Here is a 17,717-nt window from a genome sequence, read left to right as displayed (position 1 = left end):
CCGGTCTGCCGAGTCGGCACCATCGGTCAACTCGGCAGGCTTGACCGGCACCCAGTCGGTCGGTCGTGCCAATCAGCCGCGGTCAGGCCTTGCCGAACCCACCGCCGCCCGGCGTGTGGATCTCAAACACATCCCCCGCCTGCATCTCAACCTGGCCAATGTGCGCCAACTCTTGCACGCTGCCATCGGCGCGCAACACGCGGTTGATGCCCGGCAAACCACTGTGCCCGCCTGCCATGCCAAAGGCCGGGTGAATGCGCCCGTTAGACAAAATACCTGCTGTCATGGGTTCGAGAAAACGCACACGCCGCACCCCGCCATCACCGCCATGCCAGCGCCCAGCGCCGCCTGATCCTTGACGGATCGCATAACTCTCCAGCCGCACCGGAAAGCGGAACTCCAGCACCTCAGGGTCAGTGAGGCGTGAATTGGTCATGTGGGTTTGCACCACCGAAGTGCCGTCAAACCCGCCCACCAACTGGCCCTGCGCATCAAAGCGCCCACCCGCACCGCTGCCACCGGAGATGGTTTCGTAATACTGCACACGGGCATTGCCGAAGGTGAAGTTGTTCATGGTCGGCTGGCTGCCTGCCATCACACCCAAAGCGCCAAACAAGGCATTGGTGATGCAAGTCGATGTCTCCACATTGCCCGCCACCACCGAGGCCGGGGGGTTGGGGTTGAGCATGGAGCCCTGAGGAATGATGACTTTGAGCGGCTTCAAGCAACCGGCGTTCAAGGGAATGTCGTCGTCCACCAAGCTGCGGAACACGTACAGCACCGCGGCCATGCACACCGCACGCGGCGCGTTGAAGTTGTTGGGCAGCTGGGCGCTGGTGCCGGTGAAATCGATCTCGGCCGTGCGCTCGGCGGCGTTGACCCGCACCGCTACCTGGATCTGCGCCCCGTTGTCCAGCGGCAAAGTGAATGCACCGTCTTTCAGCCGCGTGATGACGCGGCGCACCGATTCTTCGGCGTTGTCCTGCACATGGCGCATGTAGGCCTGCACCACGTCCAGACCAAACTGCTCGACCATGCGGCGCAACTCCTGCACGCCTTTTTCGTTGGCGGCAATTTGCGCCTTCAAGTCGGCCATGTTTTGCGCAGGGTTGCGCGAAGGGTATTCGCCGCTTTGCAGCAGCGCCACCATCTCGGCCTCGCGCAGGTGACCCGCATCGACCAGCTTGACGTTGTCGATCTGCACGCCCTCTTCTTCGATGCGCGTGGAAAAGGGTGGCATGGAGCCGGGCGTCAAGCCGCCCACATCGGCGTGGTGTCCGCGTGAACCCACATAAAACACGGGGGCTGAGTGACCGTCCAGGTACACCGGCGTGATCACGGTGATGTCGGGCAAATGCGTGCCGCCGTGGTACGGGTCGTTCAGCACAAACACATCGCCCGGCTGCATGCGGCCTTGGTTCTCCTTGATCACGGTCTGGATGCTCTCGCCCATCGAGCCCAAATGCACCGGCATGTGCGGCGCGTTGGCGATCAAATGGCCTTCGGTGCTGAACAGCGCGCACGAAAAGTCCAAGCGCTCTTTGATATTGACCGAATACGCCGTGTTTTGCAGCTGCAGCCCCATCTGCTCGGCGATGTTCATGAACAGGTTGTTGAACACCTCCAGCAGCACCGGATCGGCCTGGGTGCCTGCGGCGTGCTGCACCGCACGCGCTTGCACGCGCACCAAGAGCAAATGGTCCAGCGCCGTCAATCGCGCTTGCCAGCCGGGTTCCACCACCGTGGTGGCGTTCTTCTCGGCAATGATGGCTGGGCCGTCGATCACATCGCCGGGGCGCATGTCTTCGCGCACCACCAGCGCAGCGCCCTGCCACTGGGCCACGCCTTGGGCATTGGCGGCATAGACCTGCACCGTGTCACGGCGCGGCACATCGCGCTGCGGGTGCACGGCCAACACGGCTTCTTCGGGCGCATCGCCGGGCAGCACCGCCTCCACCGAGACCGCCTCGACCACCAGGGCCTTGCCCTGCATCAAAAATGCAAAGCGCTGGCGGTACGCGGCTTCAAAACCGGCCACCAATTGGGCTTGATCGCCCCAAGGCACCACCAGCGCCGAGTCGGTGCCTTCGTAGCGCAAATGCGCGCGCTGGCGCAGTTCAATGCGGTCGGTGCCTCCGGCATCCACGCCCATCTGGGCCAGCAAGGCCTGGCGCGAGGCCTCGCCCAAAGTCTGCAAGCGCTCGGCCATCAAAGGCATGGCCGCTGCATCCAAACGCCTTTCAATCGATTCTTCGCGCATCACGTTCTGGTCGGCCAGGCCCATGCCGTAGGCCGAGAGCACACCCGCCAGCGGGTGCACCAGCACCTGCGACATGCCCAAGGCATCGGCCACCAGACAGGCGTGCTGCCCGCCCGCACCGCCAAAACACTGCAAGGTGTAGCGCGTCACGTCGTAGCCCCGCGCCACCGATATTTTCTTGATCGCGTTGGCCATCTGCTGCACCGCGATCTGGATGAAGCCATGCGCCACGTCTTCGGCGGCACGCCCGGTTTGTGCGGCCAGTTTTGCAAAATGCCCGCGCACCACCTCGGCGTCCAACGGCTGGTTGGCATCCGGCCCGAACACCGATGGGAAAAACCTCGGTTGCACCTTGCCCACCATCACGTTGGCATCGGTCACGGCCAGCGGCCCGCCCCGGCGGTAACTGGCTGGACCCGGGTTAGCCCCCGCGCTTTGTGGCCCCACCCGAAAGCGCGCACCGTCATAGGCCAGCAAAGACCCGCCACCCGCAGCCACGGTGTGGATGCTCATCATGGGCGCGCGCATGCGCACACCGGCCACTTGGGTCTCAAACTCGCGCTCGAACTGCCCGGCAAAGTGCGACACATCGGTGGACGTGCCGCCCATGTCAAAACCAATCACCTTGTCGTGACCCGCCAACTGCGCCGTGCGGGCCATGCCCACGATGCCGCCCGCCGGGCCGCTCAAAATCGCATCCTTACCCGCGAACACCTGCGCGTCGGTGAGGCCCCCAGAAGACTGCATGAACATCAGCTTCACGCCCGGCATCTCACTGGCCACCTGGTTCACATAGCGCCCCAAAATCGGTGACAAATACGCATCGACCACGGTGGTGTCACCCCGGCTGACCAGCTTCATCATCGGACTGGTCTGGTGCGAGGTGCTGACCTGCATGAAGCCCACCTCACGCGCCAGCCTCGCCGCAGCCAGCTCGTGCGCGGTGTGCCGCCAGCCGTGCATGAACACAATGGCGACCGAGCGCACACCTTGCTGGTGCGAATGTTTCAATTGGGTGCGCAAATGCGCTTCGTCCAAAGGCTGCAAGACCTCGCCATCCACCGTCACGCGCTCTTGGGCCTCCACCACCGCGCTGTAGAGCATCTCGGGCAACACGATCTGGCGGTCAAACAAACGCGGGCGGTTTTGGTAGGCGATGCGCAGCGCATCGCCAAAGCCTTGCGTGGTCACCAGCAGCGTCGCTTCGCCCTTGCGCTCCAGCAGCGCATTGGTGGCCACGGTGGTGCCCATCTTCACGCACTCGACCTGCTCGGGCGTGACGCGCTCGCCGTCTTTGAGGTCCAGCAAATGGCGGATGCCCGCCACCGCTGCATCGCGGTATTGCTCGGGGTTTTCGCTCAAAAGCTTGTGCGTTACCAAACTGCCATCGGGGCGCTTGCCCACCACGTCGGTGAAGGTGCCGCCCCGGTCGATCCAAAACTGCCAACGGTTTTTGCCAGCGGGTGTGGTGTGGGATTCGCTCATAAGTCGCTCAACAATCAGGATTCAAAAAAAACAGGGTCACAAAGAAGCCGCCGCTCGCGCAGCCTGGTCGTACATGCCCGAGAGCACACGCAGCAATCGGGCCAACTCGCCAATGTCGCGGTTCAGGCCATCGTCGGCTTTCAGGGCGTCAATCAAGCAGCTCTCACGGATGTCACGGTAGCGCTGCACATACCCACGCCCTAAATCGGTCGCCGCATAGGTGACCTCTTTGCCATGCTTTTGCGACATCACCACACCCAAACCTTGCAGCTTTTTCAGGGCGTAATTCACCAAATGCGTGTCTTCGATGTTCATGATGAAACAGATGTCGGCCAGGCGTTTGTCGCGGGCGCGGTGCGTCACATGGTGCAGCACCAGCACATCCAGCGGCGTCAAATCCTTCAGGCCCGCCGCCGACATGCAGTGGATGATCCAGCGGTGAAAGGCGTTGCCCGCCACGATCAGGCCGAACTCGAACTCGCTCATCTCGGCGCTGTCGGGCGAGACCAGATGGGCCGAAGAGACGATGGGGTTGGCGTTCGCGATGGCAGTTGAATTTTTGCGCGGCATTGGAGGTGTTCAGACAAGTGAGGACTCAAAGTTTATGTCCGTTGATGACAATTTACCAACAATTTGTTGACATTAAGGGAAAAAACCGATCACACCCACGCCTCAACTTGCTTAAAGTGAACCCCAGCCAGATGCACCCGATGCGCGCGCCAAGCGGGCACCTTTCTTGCACGGCCTGTTAGACCGTTCATTCCACATTCACAGGAGTTCTCATGCAACGTCGCGCCCTTCACCTCAGCCTGCTGGCTGGTCTGCTCGCTGTCTCCGGCTTCGTGTCGGCCCAAACCAAATGGGACCTGCCTGCCGCTTACCCGGCCACCAACTTCCACTCGGTCAACATGATCCAGTTTGCAGCCGATGTGGACAAAGCCACAGCGGGCAAGCTGAAGATCACGGTGCACGCGAATGCGTCCCTCTTCAAAGCACCTGAAATCAAGCGTGCCGTTCAAGGCGGGCAGGCCCAGCTGGGCGAGATCTTGCTGGTCAACTTCCAAAACGAATGGCAGCCCTTTGGTGCCGATGGTCTTCCCTTTCTGGCCGACAGCTACGACGAGTCCATGAAACTCTACAAAGCGCAAAAGCCGCTGCTGGAGAAAAAACTGGCCGAGCAAGGCATGATGCTTTTGTACTCGGTGGCCTGGCCCCCACAGGGCATTTACAGCAAGAAGCCGATCAACAGCGTGGCTGACCTCAAGGGCATCAAGTGGCGCGCTTACAGCCCCACCACTGCCAAGATTGCTGAATTGGTCGGCGCCCAGCCCGTGACCGTGCAAGCGGCCGAGTTCTCTCAGGCCTTGGCCACGGGCGTGGTCGAATCCACCATGACATCAGGGGCTACGGGCGTAGACAGCAAGCTGTTTGAGCACCTCAAGTTCTACTACGACGTGCAAGCCTGGTTGCCCAAAAACGCGGTGATTGCCAACAAAAAGGCTTTCGACGCGCTGGACAAAGCCACCCAAGACGCCGTGCTCAAAGCCGCTGCAGAGGCTGAAACCCGGGGCTGGACCGAATCTCGCAAGGTCAACACCAGCACCTTGGAAATCCTCAAGGCCAACGGCATGACGATTGCGCCGCCCTCTGCCCAGCTCAAAGCCGACATGAAAAAAGTGGGCGACACCATCATGAAGGAATGGCTGGACAAGTCAGGCGCTGAAGGCAAGGCCATCGTCGACGCCTACAAGCGTTGAACCCATGCGCCGACTGCTGAACGCGATTTATGCCAGCTCCGCCGCCTTGGCGGCGCTGAGCATGTGCGGCCTTTTGTTCATGGTGCTGCTGTCCATCTTGAGTCGGCAGCTCCATTTCCATGTGCCCGGCACCGATGCTTATGCCGGTTACCTCATGGCTGGCGCTGGCTTTTTGGCGCTGGCCCATACGCTCAAGCGTGGCGAACACATCCGCGTCACTTTGGTGCTGGGTTTGTTCAAAGGCGGTGCACGCCGAGGCTTGGAGATTTTCAGCCTGGGTCTGGCCAGTTTGCTGGCAGGTCTTTTTGCCTTTTACAGTTGCCGCCTGGTGTGGCAGTCCATCGAGTTTCACGACATCTCGACCGGCAACGATGCCACGCCTTTGTGGATTCCCCAATTGGTCATGGCGCTGGGCACGCTGATTTTTGCGCTGGCTTTTGTAGACGAACTGGTACTGGAAATCCGTGGCCAACGAGTAGACACTGCAAGCGGCGAAATGCTGCGCAACGAATGATCCGCCATGAATGATTTGATGATCGCGGGACTGCTGGTCCTGACTTTGTTTCTGATTCTGGGCAGTGGCGTCTGGATCGGTTTGACCCTTTCGGGTGTGGCCTGGATCGGCATGCAACTGTTTTCGGCGCGTCCCGCGGGCGATGCCATGGCGGTGACGATTTGGGGCTCGGCTTCGAGCTGGACCCTCACGGCTTTGCCGCTGTTCATCTGGATGGGCGAAATCTTGTTTCGCACCCGACTGAGTCAGGACATGTTCAAAGGGCTTGCCCCCTGGATGCAGGCGCTGCCGGGTCGTTTGCTGCACACCAATGTGGTGGGCTGCGCGATCTTTGCGGCCGTCTCCGGCTCGAGTGCCGCCACCTGTGCCACGATTGGCAAGATGACCTTGCCCGAGCTGCAAAAACGCGGCTACCCCGAAGACATGGTCATTGGTACGCTGTCCGGGTCAGGCACCTTGGGCCTCTTGATCCCGCCCTCGATCATCATGATCGTGTACGGCGTAGCGGCCGATGTGTCCATTGCCCAACTCTTCATCGCGGGCGTCTTGCCGGGCTTGATGCTGGCAGGTCTTTTTTCGGGCTACATCATTTACTGGTCACTGCGTCACCCCGACCAAATCCCACCTCGCGACGCCCCCATGAGCTTTGTACAAAAGTTGCAAGCGTCCAGCAGCCTGATTCCGGTGGTGCTCTTGATCGCGGCCGTTTTGGGCTCCATCTACACCGGCTTTGCCACCGCCACCGAAGCTGCGGCCGTGGGCGTGGTCGGCGCCTTGGTGCTGTCTACATTGCAGGGCTCCATGAGCTGGGCTGTTTTCAAAGACGCCCTGATGGGGGCCACACGCCTGTACTGCATGATCGCCTTGATTTTGGCAGGCGCCGCCTTTTTGACCTTGTCCATGGGCTACATCGGCCTGCCACGCCACCTGGCCGAATGGATCGGTGGTCTCGGACTCAGCCGTTTTGAACTCATCATGGCCTTGATGGTGTTTTTCATCATTCTGGGTTGCTTCCTGGACGGCATTTCGATGGTGGTGTTGACCATGGGCGTGTTGATGCCCACGGTGCAAAAAGCGGGCATCGACCCGATCTGGTTTGGCATCTTCATCGTGTTTGTGGTCGAAATGGCGCAAATCACACCCCCTGTGGGCTTCAACCTGTTTGTGCTGCAAGGCATGACGGGCAAACAGCTGCCCTACATCGCCCGCGTCTCCATGCCCATGTTCTTCCTGATGATGGGGGCTGTGCTGCTGATTTACTTTGTGCCGGGCATCGTGACCTGGCTGCCCACCCAGATGAAACTCTGACGGTAGGCATCGATTCATCCCCTATGATTCAACCCGTCCCAATGGACGGGTTGTTCATTTGGGCGATAAGGAATTGTTTGTGTTTAAAAATGTGATGGTTTACCGCATCGGAGAGGGCTTTGCACCCGCATTGGCCGATGTGCAAGCGGCGCTGGAGCCGGTGCAATTTGTGGAGTGTGGCGCCAGCCAGGACAAGTCGATTGGCTGGATTCCACCAAGAGGCGAAGCCCACGGACCGCTGGTCGAATCGGTCTCGGGTCAGTGGATCATGAAACTGATGATCGAGTCCAAGGCCGTGCCCGGCAATGTGGTGCGCCGCAAGGTGGACGAACGCGTCGCCGAGATCGAAGCGGCCACTGGCCGCAAGCCTGGCAAAAAAGAAAAGCGCGACCTGATGGACGACGCTCTGTTGTCGCTGCTGCCGCAGGCCTTTGCGCGCCAGTCCACCGTGCTGGTGTGGATGGACCTGGAGAACCGTCGTTTGGTGCTCAACGCAGGCAGCCAAGGCAAAGCCGACGAAGTCATGTCGGCGCTGATGAACGTGATGGGTGGCTTGTCTGTGTCCTTGATCCAGACCGTGACCTCGCCACAAGCGGCCATGACCCAGTGGCTCTTGGCGCAGACGCCCGATGAGTGGCCCGCCGACCTGACCGTGGAGCGCGAAACCGTGCTCAAGTCCACCGGCGAAGACGCCGCCAGCGTGCGCTTCACCCGCCACCACCTGGCCAACGACGACGTGCGCAAGCATGTGATGGAAGGCAAGTTGCCCACGCAACTGGCGCTCAGCTGGGACGGCCGTGTGGCCTTTGTACTGACCGAGACCCTGCAGTTAAAAAAGGTGCAGTACCTCGATGGCGTGATGGACGAGTCGGGCACCGACAAAACCGAAGACCGCTTTGACGCCGATGTGGCCTTGTCCACCGGCTTGCTCGGTCCGCTGATTGACAGCCTGATCGAAGCCCTGGGTGGCGAGATGGAACTGGGCGCAGCGGCTGCCGATCAGGCCCTGCCGAACCCAACGCGCACGGTGGTGAATTCGACCCTCAAGCCTGGTGCAACGGGCGCAACGGCGACCGACGAAGACCCGCCGTTTTAAAAACCGGTAGCCCGAAACCGAAAGGACCCACGCCATGCTCACGGTGATCGCGATTTGCCTGGGTGCTTGTGTGGGTGCGCTGTCGCGCTGGCAGCTGGGCCTGTGGCTCAACCCCAGCACCGCAAGCGCTGGCCTGCTGCCCTGGGGCACCTTGGCGGCCAACCTGATCGGTGGCTATTTGGTGGGCGTGTGCGTGGGGGTGTTCCAGCAACTGCCCGAGCTTGACCCGGTTTGGCGCTTGGCCCTGGTCACTGGCTTTTTAGGGGCACTCACCACGTTTTCCAGCTTTTCAGCCGAGGTGGTGGCCATGCTGCAGCAAGGCCGCTTTGCGCTGGCGGCAGGCACGGCCAGTTTGCACCTGTTGGGCTCGCTGGCGCTCACGGTGCTGGGCCTGCACACCGTCACGCTGTGGGCGGCACGCAGCTGAAGACCAGCCCCGCGATCTGAACGGCCTACCCCATCGCCTCAGGTGATGCCCATGGCCTGCTGCAAGACCTGCAAAGCCTGCTGATCGCCGTGGCCACGCCAGGCCACCACTTGGTCGGGGCGAATCAAGACCCACGGTGCCTGATACAAAGCCAGCAGCTCATCAGCACTGTGTGACACGGTCTTCAGGTCCATGCCCAAGCGGCTGGCTGCCGCCAAAAATGCCGAGGCATCCAAAGGCTGCGGGCCCAGTTGCAACAAAGTCCATTCGCTGTGAAACGTGTCATACAGCGAGCGCCCATCGGCCAACCAGGCATGCGGCGGACGCCCGCCGGGGCAGGCACTGGCTTGGTAACTGTTGGCCGCATCGGGCGGCGGCGTGCTGCCATCGGCCACCACGATCGCAGACCCGTCGTAGCGGCCCCCAAACGTCACCCCGGGGATGTTGAACTCCAGACGCACATGCCCATTCAGGTGATCTGCCGCCATTTGCCGCGAACGCGCTCCTCGCTCAGACGCCTCTTCCAATTCAGGGGTGGCCGCAAACAAACCCACCGAGTCGGCAAACTGGCGTGCATAAGCGGTGTTGCGGTGCGCCAAAGGCATGCGCTCCTGGGCATAGGTCTCCAGCAAGCGCGCAGGCGCGATGCCCCGGACCACGCTGGCCAGCTTCCAGCCCAGATTGACCGCATCCTCCACAGCCGTGTTGTAGCCCAGGCCGCCGGTGGGCGTGAACAGGTGTGCAGCATCCCCGCCGATGAACACGCGGCCTTGCTGAAAGGCGTTGGCCACCAAGGCGTGCCCCGCCATCCAGGTGCCCGCCGACAAGACTTCAATGGGAATGTCTTGCCCCATGGCCTGGTTGAAGATGCGCTGGGCATCTGCGGGCGTCCAGGCATCGGCATCTTCGCCCTCGTGCACTGCCGCATGAAAGGCAAACTCGCTGCCCCCATCGACCGAGGCCATGAAAGCCCGGCGCTGGGCATTCACCGTCACATACATCCAGGCTTTGCGGTGGGGTAATGCCTTGTCAAAATCAGGCGCCCGCAAATACACCGCAAACATCTTGCCGCCCATGAAATCGCGCTTGATGCCGGTGGTTCCGCCCCAGGCGATGCCCAGTTGGTGGCGCACCGCACTGCGCGCGCCATCGGCCCCCACCAGGTAAGCGGCGTGCACCGCCACATCGGCCCCACCGGCCACCGGCGTCACCACCGCCTGCACACCGGCCTCGGTTTGCGAGAAATGCTTCAAGGCCCAGCCATAGCGCAAATCGTTCGAGGGGCAGGCCTGTGCGTGGCTGAGCAGGGTTTTTTCAACAAATTTTTGCGACACACGGTGCGGCAACTCGGCCGCGCTCCACGAGCCTTGCATCGTCTTGATGGCTTGGGTGGCTTGTGCAGCAGTGGGCAAAGGCAAGCGCGCCAGTTCATGGCCCGTGAAACGGGTGAAATAAGCGATGTCGGTGGGGTGGTCGGCAGGCAAGCCCTGCGCCCGGATCTCGTGGGCAAAGCCCAACCGCCGGAAATGCTCCATGGTGCGGGCCTGCGTGGCATTGGCCTGGGGGTTGAAGGCCGTGCCCGGTTTGGGGTCCACCAACAAAGTCCGCACCCCACGACGCCCCAGCTCAATGGCCAACATCAAACCAAAAGGTCCACCGCCTGCGATCAGCACATCCACCACCATGGGGGCTGCTGCGTCGGTCTGGCCTTGTTTGGCCTCTTTCAAAGACATGTTCATCGGCTTTTTTCCATCCTGGCTTGCACTGTCACTCAATTTGTCGTTCCGATCATGAAGCCCGATCTTGAGGCCCGATCGTGAAGCCCAAGGGCCAGTGCGTTCAATTCATCATAATGACAAACAGACACCGCTCGGGCTTGGACCGCCAGTCCCGAGACACCCTTTGAGTGACCCCTTTCACGAAAAACACCTGGCCATGGAAAACCTGAACGCCAACCCCATCACCGAATCGGTGCTCGAACGCTTGGCCAACACACCGGATCCCCGGCTCAAAGAGATCATGCTCAGTCTCGTGCGGCACCTGCACGGGTTTGCGCGCGAGGTGAAACTGACTGAGGCCGAATGGCTCAAGGGCATCGAGTTCTTGACCCGCACCGGTCACATCACCAACGCGCAGCGACAAGAGTTCATTTTGTTGTCCGATGTCTTGGGCCTGTCCATGCTGACGGTGGTCATGAACAACGACAAACCTGACGTTTGCACCCAAGCCACGGTGCTCGGGCCCTTCCATGTGGAAGATGCGCCCCATTACAAGCTGGGCGACGATGTCGCCAACGGGGCAAAGGGGCAACCCTGCCAGGTTCAAGGCAGCGTCAAAGGAGTGCAAGGCGAAGCGGTGGCCCACGCACGGATCGAGGTTTGGCAATCCGATGAGAAAGGCCTGTACGACGTGCAATACGCCGACAGGTCGCAGCACCAGGCCCGAGGGATACTCACAGCGGATGCGCAGGGGCGCTTTCACTTCCAATCCATTTTGGCCATGCCCTACCCCATCCCGCACGATGGTCCGGTTGGGCAATTGCTGGAGGCCACGGCCAGGCACCCCTGGCGTCCCGCACATTTGCATTTCAAGATCGATGCCCCGGGCTACGAAACCCTGATCACCCATGTCTTTCGCAAAGACGACCCGTATCTGGCATCGGACGCGGTGTTTGGCGTGCGCGAATCGCTGGTCACCGATTGGCGGCAGCTGGCCGATGGCACTTACCAACTCGATTTTGACTTTGTGCTCAACCCAGTCTGAAGCGCTGACCACTTTCTCCAGCTTCTCAGCCGAAGTCGTGGCCATGCTGCAAGGTCTTCAAGCGATTGCCGTGGGTTGGATTGAAACCCGTCAGAACAGGCCCTCGATCTGTCCCCTGGCGTTCAGACGTATGGCGTTGGCCGACGGCACTTTGGGCAGGCCCGGCATGGTCATGATGTCGCCGGTGATGACGACGATGAACTCGGCACCCGCCGACAGCCGCAGTTCGCGGACAGTCACAATGTGGCCGCTGGGTGCGCCCAGCAGGGTCGGGTCCGTCGAGAACGAATACTGCGTCTTGGCCATGCACACCGGCAGGTGGCCGTAATGGTCCTGCAGCTCGTTGAAGCGCTTTCGCACCGAGGCGTCCGCCGCGATGTCGGCCGCACCGTAAATCTCGGTCGCAATCAGGCGGACCTTGTCCCAAAGCGGCAGGGCGTCGGGGTACAGCGGCTTGAAATCGGCCATGCCGCTGTCCGCCACGTCTGCCACATGGCGTGCCAAGGCTTCGATGCCTTTGCCGCCCTCGGCCCAATGCGTGCACACGAAAGCTTGGGTTCCCGCATCCTGCGCTGCCTGCATGACCGCCTGAAGCTCGGCGTCGGTGTCGGTGATGAAACGGTTGATGGCGACCACCGGCGCCACACCGAATTTGCGCACGTTGTCGATGTGGCGGCGCAGGTTCGCGCATCCGAGCTGGACCGCTTCCACGTTCTCGCCTTTGAGATCGTCCTTCGCCACACCGCCATGCATCTTGAGCGCCCGCACCGTGGCCACGATGACCGCCGCATCGGGTCGCAGGCCGGCCTTGCGGCACTTGATGTCGAAAAACTTCTCTGCGCCCAGGTCAGCGCCGAAACCCGCTTCGGTCACGACGTAATCGCACAGCTTGAGCGCGGTCTGGGTGGCCAGCACCGAGTTGCAACCGTGTGCGATGTTGGCAAACGGCCCGCCATGCACGAAGACCGGGTTGTTCTCAATGGACTGCACCAGGTTGGGCATCAAAGCGTCTTTCAGCAGCACAGCCATGGCGCCGTCGCCGCCGAGCTGGCGGGCTGTAACCGGGACACGCTCACGTGTATAGCCAACCACAATGTTGCCGATGCGCCGCTCCAGGTCACTCAGGTCCGTCGCGAGGCAGAAGATGGCCATCACTTCGGAAGCCACCGTGATGTCGAAACCATCCTCGCGCGCAAAGCCGTTAGCGACCCCACCCAGCGAATTGACGATCGAGCGCAGCGCGCGGTCATTCATGTCCATGACGCGGCGCCAAGCGATGCGACGCGGGTCCAGCGCCAGCGCGTTGCCCCAGTAGATGTGGTTGTCAGTCAGCGCGGCGAGCAGGTTGTGCGCCGAAGTGATGGCGTGGAAGTCGCCGGTGAAATGGAGGTTGATGTCCTCCATCGGCACAACTTGAGCATAGCCGCCGCCAGCCGCACCACCCTTGATACCGAAACACGGGCCCAGCGACGGCTCGCGCAGGCAGCTCATCGCCTTCTTGCCTATGCGGTTCAGGCCGTCGCCCAGGCCTACGGTTGTGGTCGTCTTGCCTTCACCGGCCGGTGTCGGGCTGATAGCGGTGACCAGAATGAGCCGGCCATCTTTTCTGCCTTCGAGCGTGCGGATGAAATCCATCGATACTTTGGCCTTGGTCGGGCCGTACTGCACCAGGGCGTCCACCGGAATGCCGAGTTGAGCGCCGACCTCTGCAATCGGCTTCATAGTCGCATCGCGCGCAATATCGATGTCGGAGCGCAGGGTGGTGCTTGGTGTTGGCATAGTGTGTAAATCCAGCTGGGATCCAATTGAGTATGTCATGAGCGCGTGGGTCCTCCGCATCGGGGAATCCCTGTATCGGGGGGCCAGATCGCCAACACGTCGCCTTCGGCCATGGGGGGTGGTGTCCCGGTCTTCGGATTTGATGTATTTGCCGTTGACCAGCACCAGATGCACGACAACTCGTCAATTACTGCGCTGTGTGGACCCAGTTCTCTGCTTCCAGCGCAGGTACCCGTGCGAACTCCCCCATGTTGTTCGTCACCAGAACCAGGCCTTCACTGCGGGCGTGAGCTGCGATGTGCATGTCGTTCACACCGATAGGCTGGCCAATTTTTTCCAAGGCGGCGCGAATGACGCCGTAATGCTGCGCGGCCTTGGGGCCATAGGGCAGAACTGCCAGGCGACTGCAAAAGTCTTCGACAGCGGCCAGGTTCTCGCTCACGCGGCTGCTTTTCTCCGCACCGTGCAAGAGTTCGGCGAGGGTAATGGCGGAAATGGCCATGCGGCTGGCGTTGGCGTTGAAAGTGGAAAGCACCTCGACAGGTCGCCGCTTCAACACGTAGATGACGATGTTGGTGTCCAGCAAGTAACGCAGCATCAGAGCGCCTCCCGCTCCGCTTGGTGCTGTGTAGCGCGCTCGGGCAGGAAATCGTCGCTCACTGTGAGACCACCCAGAAAGAAGCTGTCCCAAGTTTGGCCCAGAGGGGAGATGATGCGCTCGTTACCTTTGACGCGTATCTCTACCTTTTGGACACCCTCGGGCAGACGCACGTCCAAAGGCAGACGAACGGCCTGGGTACGGTTGTTGACGAAAACAGTGCCAATGGACATGATGACCTACCAAGGAAATGTATATAGCAATTGTATACGGCACTTCCGCATTAGTCAGACAGAGATGAGGGCGGAAGCAGTCACTGTGGTGTGCTGCAGACAACAGCGGCTTGCTGCATTTTCTTGATTACCAAAAATAACATCGGCATCAGTCTTGATGGATGACTCAAATGCAGCGGAAGCGGACAACAGGCAGCCAGTAGTGGATGACTCAGTTCAGCCTTTAGCGACTGTTTGCGTGCAAAGTCTGTTTAGGGCACCCTCATTTGAGCTTACGCCCATCCTCCAGCATAGTGTGTGCCTCATCCGACAACGCCGCCAAGATCCGTCCAAAAGCCTCGTAATCTGCGTCACTCAGCATCGCTCGCAAACGATTTTGACGAGCCATAGATCCCACAATGCCTTGCCTGAGCAGCGCTATCCCTGCCTCGGTCGCCGACAAAAGCTGCCGGCGGCGATCACCAGAATCCGTCGCCATGGCAATCAAGCCTTTTTCTGTCAATTCGTAGCTGGCGCGACTGACCTGACTGTGATCGAGGTGCGTCGCGGCGGCCACCTGCCCCGAGGTGCTTGGCCCCAAGCGGTTGAGGATGACCAACAGCCGCCATTGCCTGCTGGAGAGGCCCAACTCCTGGCTCACAGAACTTTCCACGACCCTAGCCAGCAATTGCGACAACACGGACACACGAAACGTGATCAATTCTTCAGGCGCATGACGGCGCAAGGCGGCGACACTGAGGGCTTTGTTTTTATTTGACATGGCATTATTTGCTGTAGCAAATGATTTTTGAGTATGATTTCACATCACTTTAACAAGGAGACAAGTATGTTTAAGCATTTCGGACGGTTCTTTGGAGCGCTGGCGCTGGTGTGCTCAGGGGCTACATCGGCCTGGTCAGACACTTACCCCAGCAAACCCATCACTTTGGTAGTGACCCAAGGGCCTGGCTCTGGCAGTGACGTCACGGGCCGGTTGCTGGCGGGCTATTTGGGGCCGATATTGGGTCAAAACGTGGTGGTGGAAAACCGCGTGGGTGCTTCCGGCATCATTGGCCATCAGTCGGTGGTGCGCGCAGCACCCGACGGATACACCTTGCTGTTCACATCGACGGCAGGCTTGTTTGTGGTGCCGGTGATGAACGCCAATGCGAAATACAGCCTCTCGGACTTTGTGCCTGTGGCGCCTGTGATGCGAGCCCCCTTTGCGGTTTTGGTAGCCAATACCCCGACTGCTCCCAAGACGATGAGCGAGCTCCTCCAAGCTGTGAGGTCCAAGCCACAGAGCTATGCTTCCGCAGGCATCGGCACCATGACGCATTTGGGCAGCGAGTTGGTCCTGCGCAAAGCGGGCGTTCAGGCCACCCATGTCCCCTACAAAGGCAGCGGTGCCGCACTGACTGACTTGATGGGAGGGCAGGTCTTGTTCGCCACCGACTCCTTGACGGCATCCATGGCCTTGATTCGCAGTGGCAAATTGCGTGCATTGGCCACCACCGATCTGGCCCGAGAAGGCTCACTGCCTGACGTACCCACTCTGAGTGAGGCAGGTATTCCAGGTGTGCAAGTGGCCGCCATCGGTGGCTTGTTTGCGCCCAAAGGTACCCCCAAGGAGGTGATCGACAAAATTACCGCAGCTGCAGCCAAGGTGCTCGCCAACCCAGATGTCGCCCAACGCTTTGCAGCAGTCGAAACCGACCCGCTCAAGGTGTCCATGACCGCATTCAACGACTTGCTGCGCAAAGAGTCAGAGACTTGGAGCCCCTTGGTCCGTCAATTGGACTTGAAACAGGAATGAGTGCTGGCCAACACCTTCCCCATCAAGCACTTCAAGAGCAAGCCACTGGCCCTTTAAAGGGTGTTCGCGTGGTCGACTTGTCGCGCCTAGTGGCTGGGAACATGCTCACTTTGCAGCTGGGAGACTTTGGTGCAGATGTCATCAAAGTGGAGTCCGCTGGTGCCGGAGACACGTTGCGTGAGTGGCGAGAGCCACACGCAGACCACCCGAATGGTTATGACGGCTGGTGGCGCACTTATGCCCGCAACAAACGCAGTCTGGCCTTGAACCTGCGTGATGGTCAGGCCATGCATTGGCTCAAACGCTTGATTGCGACGGCACAAGTTTTGGTGGAAAGTTTCAAGCCCGGCACACTGGAAAACATGGGCCTGAGCCCTGAGCAGTTACACGCATACAACCCGGGCTTGGTCATTGTGCGTTTGTCGGGTTGGGGGCAAACCGGCCCTTACCGCGAGTTGCCAGGCTTTGGCAGTTTGATCGAAGGCTTCAGTGGCTATGCGCACAAACACCGCAGCGATGGGGGTGCCCCCCAATTGCCGAACATGGCTCTGGCCGACATGGTGACAGGCTTGACCGGTGCATTTGCCACCTTGACCGCTCTGCGAGAGGTCGAGGTGCGTGGCGGCCAAGGCCAAGTCATTGACTTGTCATTGCTGGAGCCGATGCTGGCCATCATGGGTCCCGATGTCAGCAATTTCGCGGCAACCGGCGTAGACCCCGAACCCGGTCAAAAAATCGCTTCTCCTCGCGGCAGTTACCGTTGCAAAGATGGTCTGTGGGTGTCCATGTCGGGCTCTACAGATACCATGGCCAAGCGGGTTTTTGAGGCCATTGGACAGTCGGTCTTATTCGAGGATCCGCGCTTTTCCAGCAACGCCGCACGCTTGGAAAATGACGCAGAACTCGATGCCATGGTGGCCGAGTTCATGCTGCAACGCAATCAAGACGAGTGCTTAAAGCACTTTCGCCATCATGGCGTGACGGTGGGGCCCATTTACGCACCTCCTCAATTGATTCAAGACGCACATGTGGTGCAGCGCGGGGTTTATGTTCAATGCGATGGCAGCGATGGCAGTAAGGCCACGGTCATGCACCAAGTCACGCCCAGACTGCAAGGGACACCCGGCAGCATTCGCAGGGCAGCCCCTTTGCGGGGGCAGCACACCGAAGAACTCTTGAACGAACTCGGAGCCAGCGCAGCCGAGTGCCAGTCATTAAAAACCCAAGGAGCGATTGAATGCCGCTGAAAACTTTGCGCTCTTTGCTGTTTTTGCCAGCGACCGCAGAACACCTGCTGGCCAAAGCCACAGAGCGAGGCGCTGACGCTCTGGTGGTTGACCTGGAAGATGCCATCCCCCCCGACCGCAAACCTGAAGCCCGTCCGATGGCGCGTGCAGCCGTGGCGCAACTCGCACAACGCGGGGCCACCGTGTTGTTGCGTGTGAACAGTGAACCGGCTCAGTGGGCGCAAGACCTGCAGGGCATGCCGCTGGCGCAACTGGCGGCTGTGATGCTGCCGAAGGTGGAGACGTTGGCCCAACTGGAGAACTTTGCGCAAGCGCTGAGGGCACGAGCGGTCGACAGTGGTCATCCGCCACCGCCGATCGCGGCTTTGCTGGAAACGCCCCTCGGCGTGCTGGCGGCGGCGCAGATCGCGCAGCACCCCGCGCTGTGCGCGCTGGGATTTGGTGCCGAGGACTAC

At 60.6% G+C, this 17,717-nt stretch carries 16 protein-coding genes; 9 read left to right on the top strand and 7 right to left on the bottom strand.

Features of this window, described 5'->3' with window-relative positions:
• Nucleotides 1–82 precede the first annotated feature (82 nt).
• Nucleotides 83–3,745 (bottom strand): hydantoinase B/oxoprolinase family protein, encoded by a 3,663-nt coding sequence (locus tag Q0O99_RS15025; protein WP_293752788.1) that lies wholly within the window; start codon nt 3,743–3,745, stop codon nt 83–85.
• Nucleotides 3,746–3,781: 36 nt separating this feature from the next.
• Complete coding sequence (locus Q0O99_RS15020) at nt 3,782–4,315, bottom strand: winged helix DNA-binding protein (protein ID WP_293752787.1); 534 nt, start codon at nt 4,313–4,315, stop codon at nt 3,782–3,784.
• 212 nt (nt 4,316–4,527) lie between these two features.
• Between Q0O99_RS15020 and Q0O99_RS15015 the strand changes: the two genes are divergently transcribed.
• The 5 genes from Q0O99_RS15015 to crcB all read left to right on the top strand — a co-directional run bounded on the left by Q0O99_RS15015 (nt 4,528) and on the right by crcB (nt 8,847).
• Nucleotides 4,528–5,502, top strand: coding sequence for a TRAP transporter substrate-binding protein (locus tag Q0O99_RS15015; protein ID WP_293752786.1), 975 nt, complete (start codon nt 4,528–4,530; stop codon nt 5,500–5,502).
• Nucleotides 5,503–5,506: 4 nt separating this feature from the next.
• Complete coding sequence (locus Q0O99_RS15010; RefSeq protein ID WP_293752785.1) at nt 5,507–6,016, top strand: TRAP transporter small permease; 510 nt, start codon at nt 5,507–5,509, stop codon at nt 6,014–6,016.
• A gap of 6 nt (nt 6,017–6,022) precedes the next feature.
• Nucleotides 6,023–7,324, top strand: coding sequence for a TRAP transporter large permease subunit (locus tag Q0O99_RS15005; RefSeq protein WP_293752784.1), 1,302 nt, complete (start codon nt 6,023–6,025; stop codon nt 7,322–7,324).
• 79 nt (nt 7,325–7,403) lie between these two features.
• Nucleotides 7,404–8,420, top strand: a complete 1,017-nt coding sequence (locus Q0O99_RS15000; protein WP_293752783.1) for a recombination-associated protein RdgC — start codon at nt 7,404–7,406, stop codon at nt 8,418–8,420.
• A gap of 34 nt (nt 8,421–8,454) precedes the next feature.
• On the top strand, nt 8,455–8,847 hold the full coding sequence (gene crcB / locus Q0O99_RS14995; RefSeq protein WP_293752782.1) for a fluoride efflux transporter CrcB: 393 nt from the start codon (nt 8,455–8,457) through the stop codon (nt 8,845–8,847).
• A gap of 38 nt (nt 8,848–8,885) precedes the next feature.
• On the opposite strand, the gene Q0O99_RS14990 is transcribed toward crcB, so the two are convergent.
• Complete coding sequence (locus Q0O99_RS14990) at nt 8,886–10,586, bottom strand: FAD-dependent oxidoreductase (RefSeq protein WP_293752781.1); 1,701 nt, start codon at nt 10,584–10,586, stop codon at nt 8,886–8,888.
• A 196-nt stretch (nt 10,587–10,782) separates the two neighbouring features.
• Here Q0O99_RS14990 and Q0O99_RS14985 point away from each other — a divergent pair, with 196 nt between their 5' ends.
• Nucleotides 10,783–11,610 (top strand): intradiol ring-cleavage dioxygenase, encoded by an 828-nt coding sequence (locus Q0O99_RS14985; protein ID WP_293752799.1) that lies wholly within the window; start codon nt 10,783–10,785, stop codon nt 11,608–11,610.
• Nucleotides 11,611–11,700: 90 nt separating this feature from the next.
• Here the strand turns inward: Q0O99_RS14985 and Q0O99_RS14980 are convergent, their stop codons facing one another.
• From Q0O99_RS14980 to Q0O99_RS14965, 4 genes are all read right to left on the bottom strand, one after another.
• Nucleotides 11,701–13,389, bottom strand: a complete 1,689-nt coding sequence (locus Q0O99_RS14980) for a formate--tetrahydrofolate ligase (protein ID WP_293752780.1) — start codon at nt 13,387–13,389, stop codon at nt 11,701–11,703.
• Between the two features lie 187 nt (nt 13,390–13,576).
• Nucleotides 13,577–13,987, bottom strand: coding sequence for a tRNA(fMet)-specific endonuclease VapC (gene vapC, locus Q0O99_RS14975; protein WP_293752779.1), 411 nt, complete (start codon nt 13,985–13,987; stop codon nt 13,577–13,579).
• The gene (vapB, locus tag Q0O99_RS14970; RefSeq protein ID WP_293752778.1) at nt 13,987–14,220 is read right to left on the bottom strand and encodes a type II toxin-antitoxin system VapB family antitoxin; all 234 of its coding nucleotides are present in this window, start codon (nt 14,218–14,220) and stop codon (nt 13,987–13,989) included. Before vapB ends, vapC begins: the two co-directional genes overlap by 1 nt.
• 262 nt (nt 14,221–14,482) lie before the next feature.
• Nucleotides 14,483–14,980, bottom strand: a complete 498-nt coding sequence (locus Q0O99_RS14965; protein WP_293752777.1) for a MarR family transcriptional regulator — start codon at nt 14,978–14,980, stop codon at nt 14,483–14,485.
• Between the two features lie 66 nt (nt 14,981–15,046).
• Here Q0O99_RS14965 and Q0O99_RS14960 point away from each other — a divergent pair, with 66 nt between their 5' ends.
• The 3 genes from Q0O99_RS14960 to Q0O99_RS14950 all read left to right on the top strand — a co-directional run.
• Nucleotides 15,047–16,015: a tripartite tricarboxylate transporter substrate binding protein gene (locus Q0O99_RS14960; protein ID WP_293752776.1), complete on the top strand. Its 969-nt coding sequence runs from the start codon at nt 15,047–15,049 to the stop codon at nt 16,013–16,015.
• Nucleotides 16,012–17,262 (top strand): CaiB/BaiF CoA-transferase family protein, encoded by a 1,251-nt coding sequence (locus tag Q0O99_RS14955; protein WP_293752775.1) that lies wholly within the window; start codon nt 16,012–16,014, stop codon nt 17,260–17,262. Before Q0O99_RS14960 ends, Q0O99_RS14955 begins: the two co-directional genes overlap by 4 nt.
• A partial coding sequence (locus Q0O99_RS14950; RefSeq protein ID WP_293752774.1) for an aldolase/citrate lyase family protein occupies nt 17,253–17,717 on the top strand: 465 nt, incomplete at its 3' end. The genes Q0O99_RS14955 and Q0O99_RS14950, both read left to right, overlap by 10 nt.

The organism is Limnohabitans sp. Rim8 (assembly GCF_945901735.1).
GTDB lineage: Bacteria > Pseudomonadota > Gammaproteobacteria > Burkholderiales > Burkholderiaceae_C > Limnohabitans_A.
This window is presented reverse-complemented; position numbering and strand designations above follow the sequence as displayed.

Coding starts and splice junctions, on each gene's coding strand:
- Q0O99_RS15025 (WP_293752788.1), bottom strand. CDS start 3,745: ATGAGCGAATCCCACACCACACCCGCTGGCAAAAACCGTTGGCAGTTT.
- Q0O99_RS15020 (WP_293752787.1), bottom strand. CDS start 4,315: ATGCCGCGCAAAAATTCAACTGCCATCGCGAACGCCAACCCCATCGTC.
- Q0O99_RS15015 (WP_293752786.1), top strand. CDS start 4,528: ATGCAACGTCGCGCCCTTCACCTCAGCCTGCTGGCTGGTCTGCTCGCT.
- Q0O99_RS15010 (WP_293752785.1), top strand. CDS start 5,507: ATGCGCCGACTGCTGAACGCGATTTATGCCAGCTCCGCCGCCTTGGCG.
- Q0O99_RS15005 (WP_293752784.1), top strand. CDS start 6,023: ATGAATGATTTGATGATCGCGGGACTGCTGGTCCTGACTTTGTTTCTG.
- crcB (WP_293752782.1), top strand. CDS start 8,455: ATGCTCACGGTGATCGCGATTTGCCTGGGTGCTTGTGTGGGTGCGCTG.
- Q0O99_RS14990 (WP_293752781.1), bottom strand. CDS start 10,586: ATGAACATGTCTTTGAAAGAGGCCAAACAAGGCCAGACCGACGCAGCA.
- Q0O99_RS14985 (WP_293752799.1), top strand. CDS start 10,783: ATGGAAAACCTGAACGCCAACCCCATCACCGAATCGGTGCTCGAACGC.
- Q0O99_RS14980 (WP_293752780.1), bottom strand. CDS start 13,389: ATGCCAACACCAAGCACCACCCTGCGCTCCGACATCGATATTGCGCGC.
- vapC (WP_293752779.1), bottom strand. CDS start 13,987: ATGCTGCGTTACTTGCTGGACACCAACATCGTCATCTACGTGTTGAAG.
- vapB (WP_293752778.1), bottom strand. CDS start 14,220: ATGTCCATTGGCACTGTTTTCGTCAACAACCGTACCCAGGCCGTTCGT.
- Q0O99_RS14965 (WP_293752777.1), bottom strand. CDS start 14,980: ATGTCAAATAAAAACAAAGCCCTCAGTGTCGCCGCCTTGCGCCGTCAT.
- Q0O99_RS14960 (WP_293752776.1), top strand. CDS start 15,047: ATGTTTAAGCATTTCGGACGGTTCTTTGGAGCGCTGGCGCTGGTGTGC.
- Q0O99_RS14955 (WP_293752775.1), top strand. CDS start 16,012: ATGAGTGCTGGCCAACACCTTCCCCATCAAGCACTTCAAGAGCAAGCC.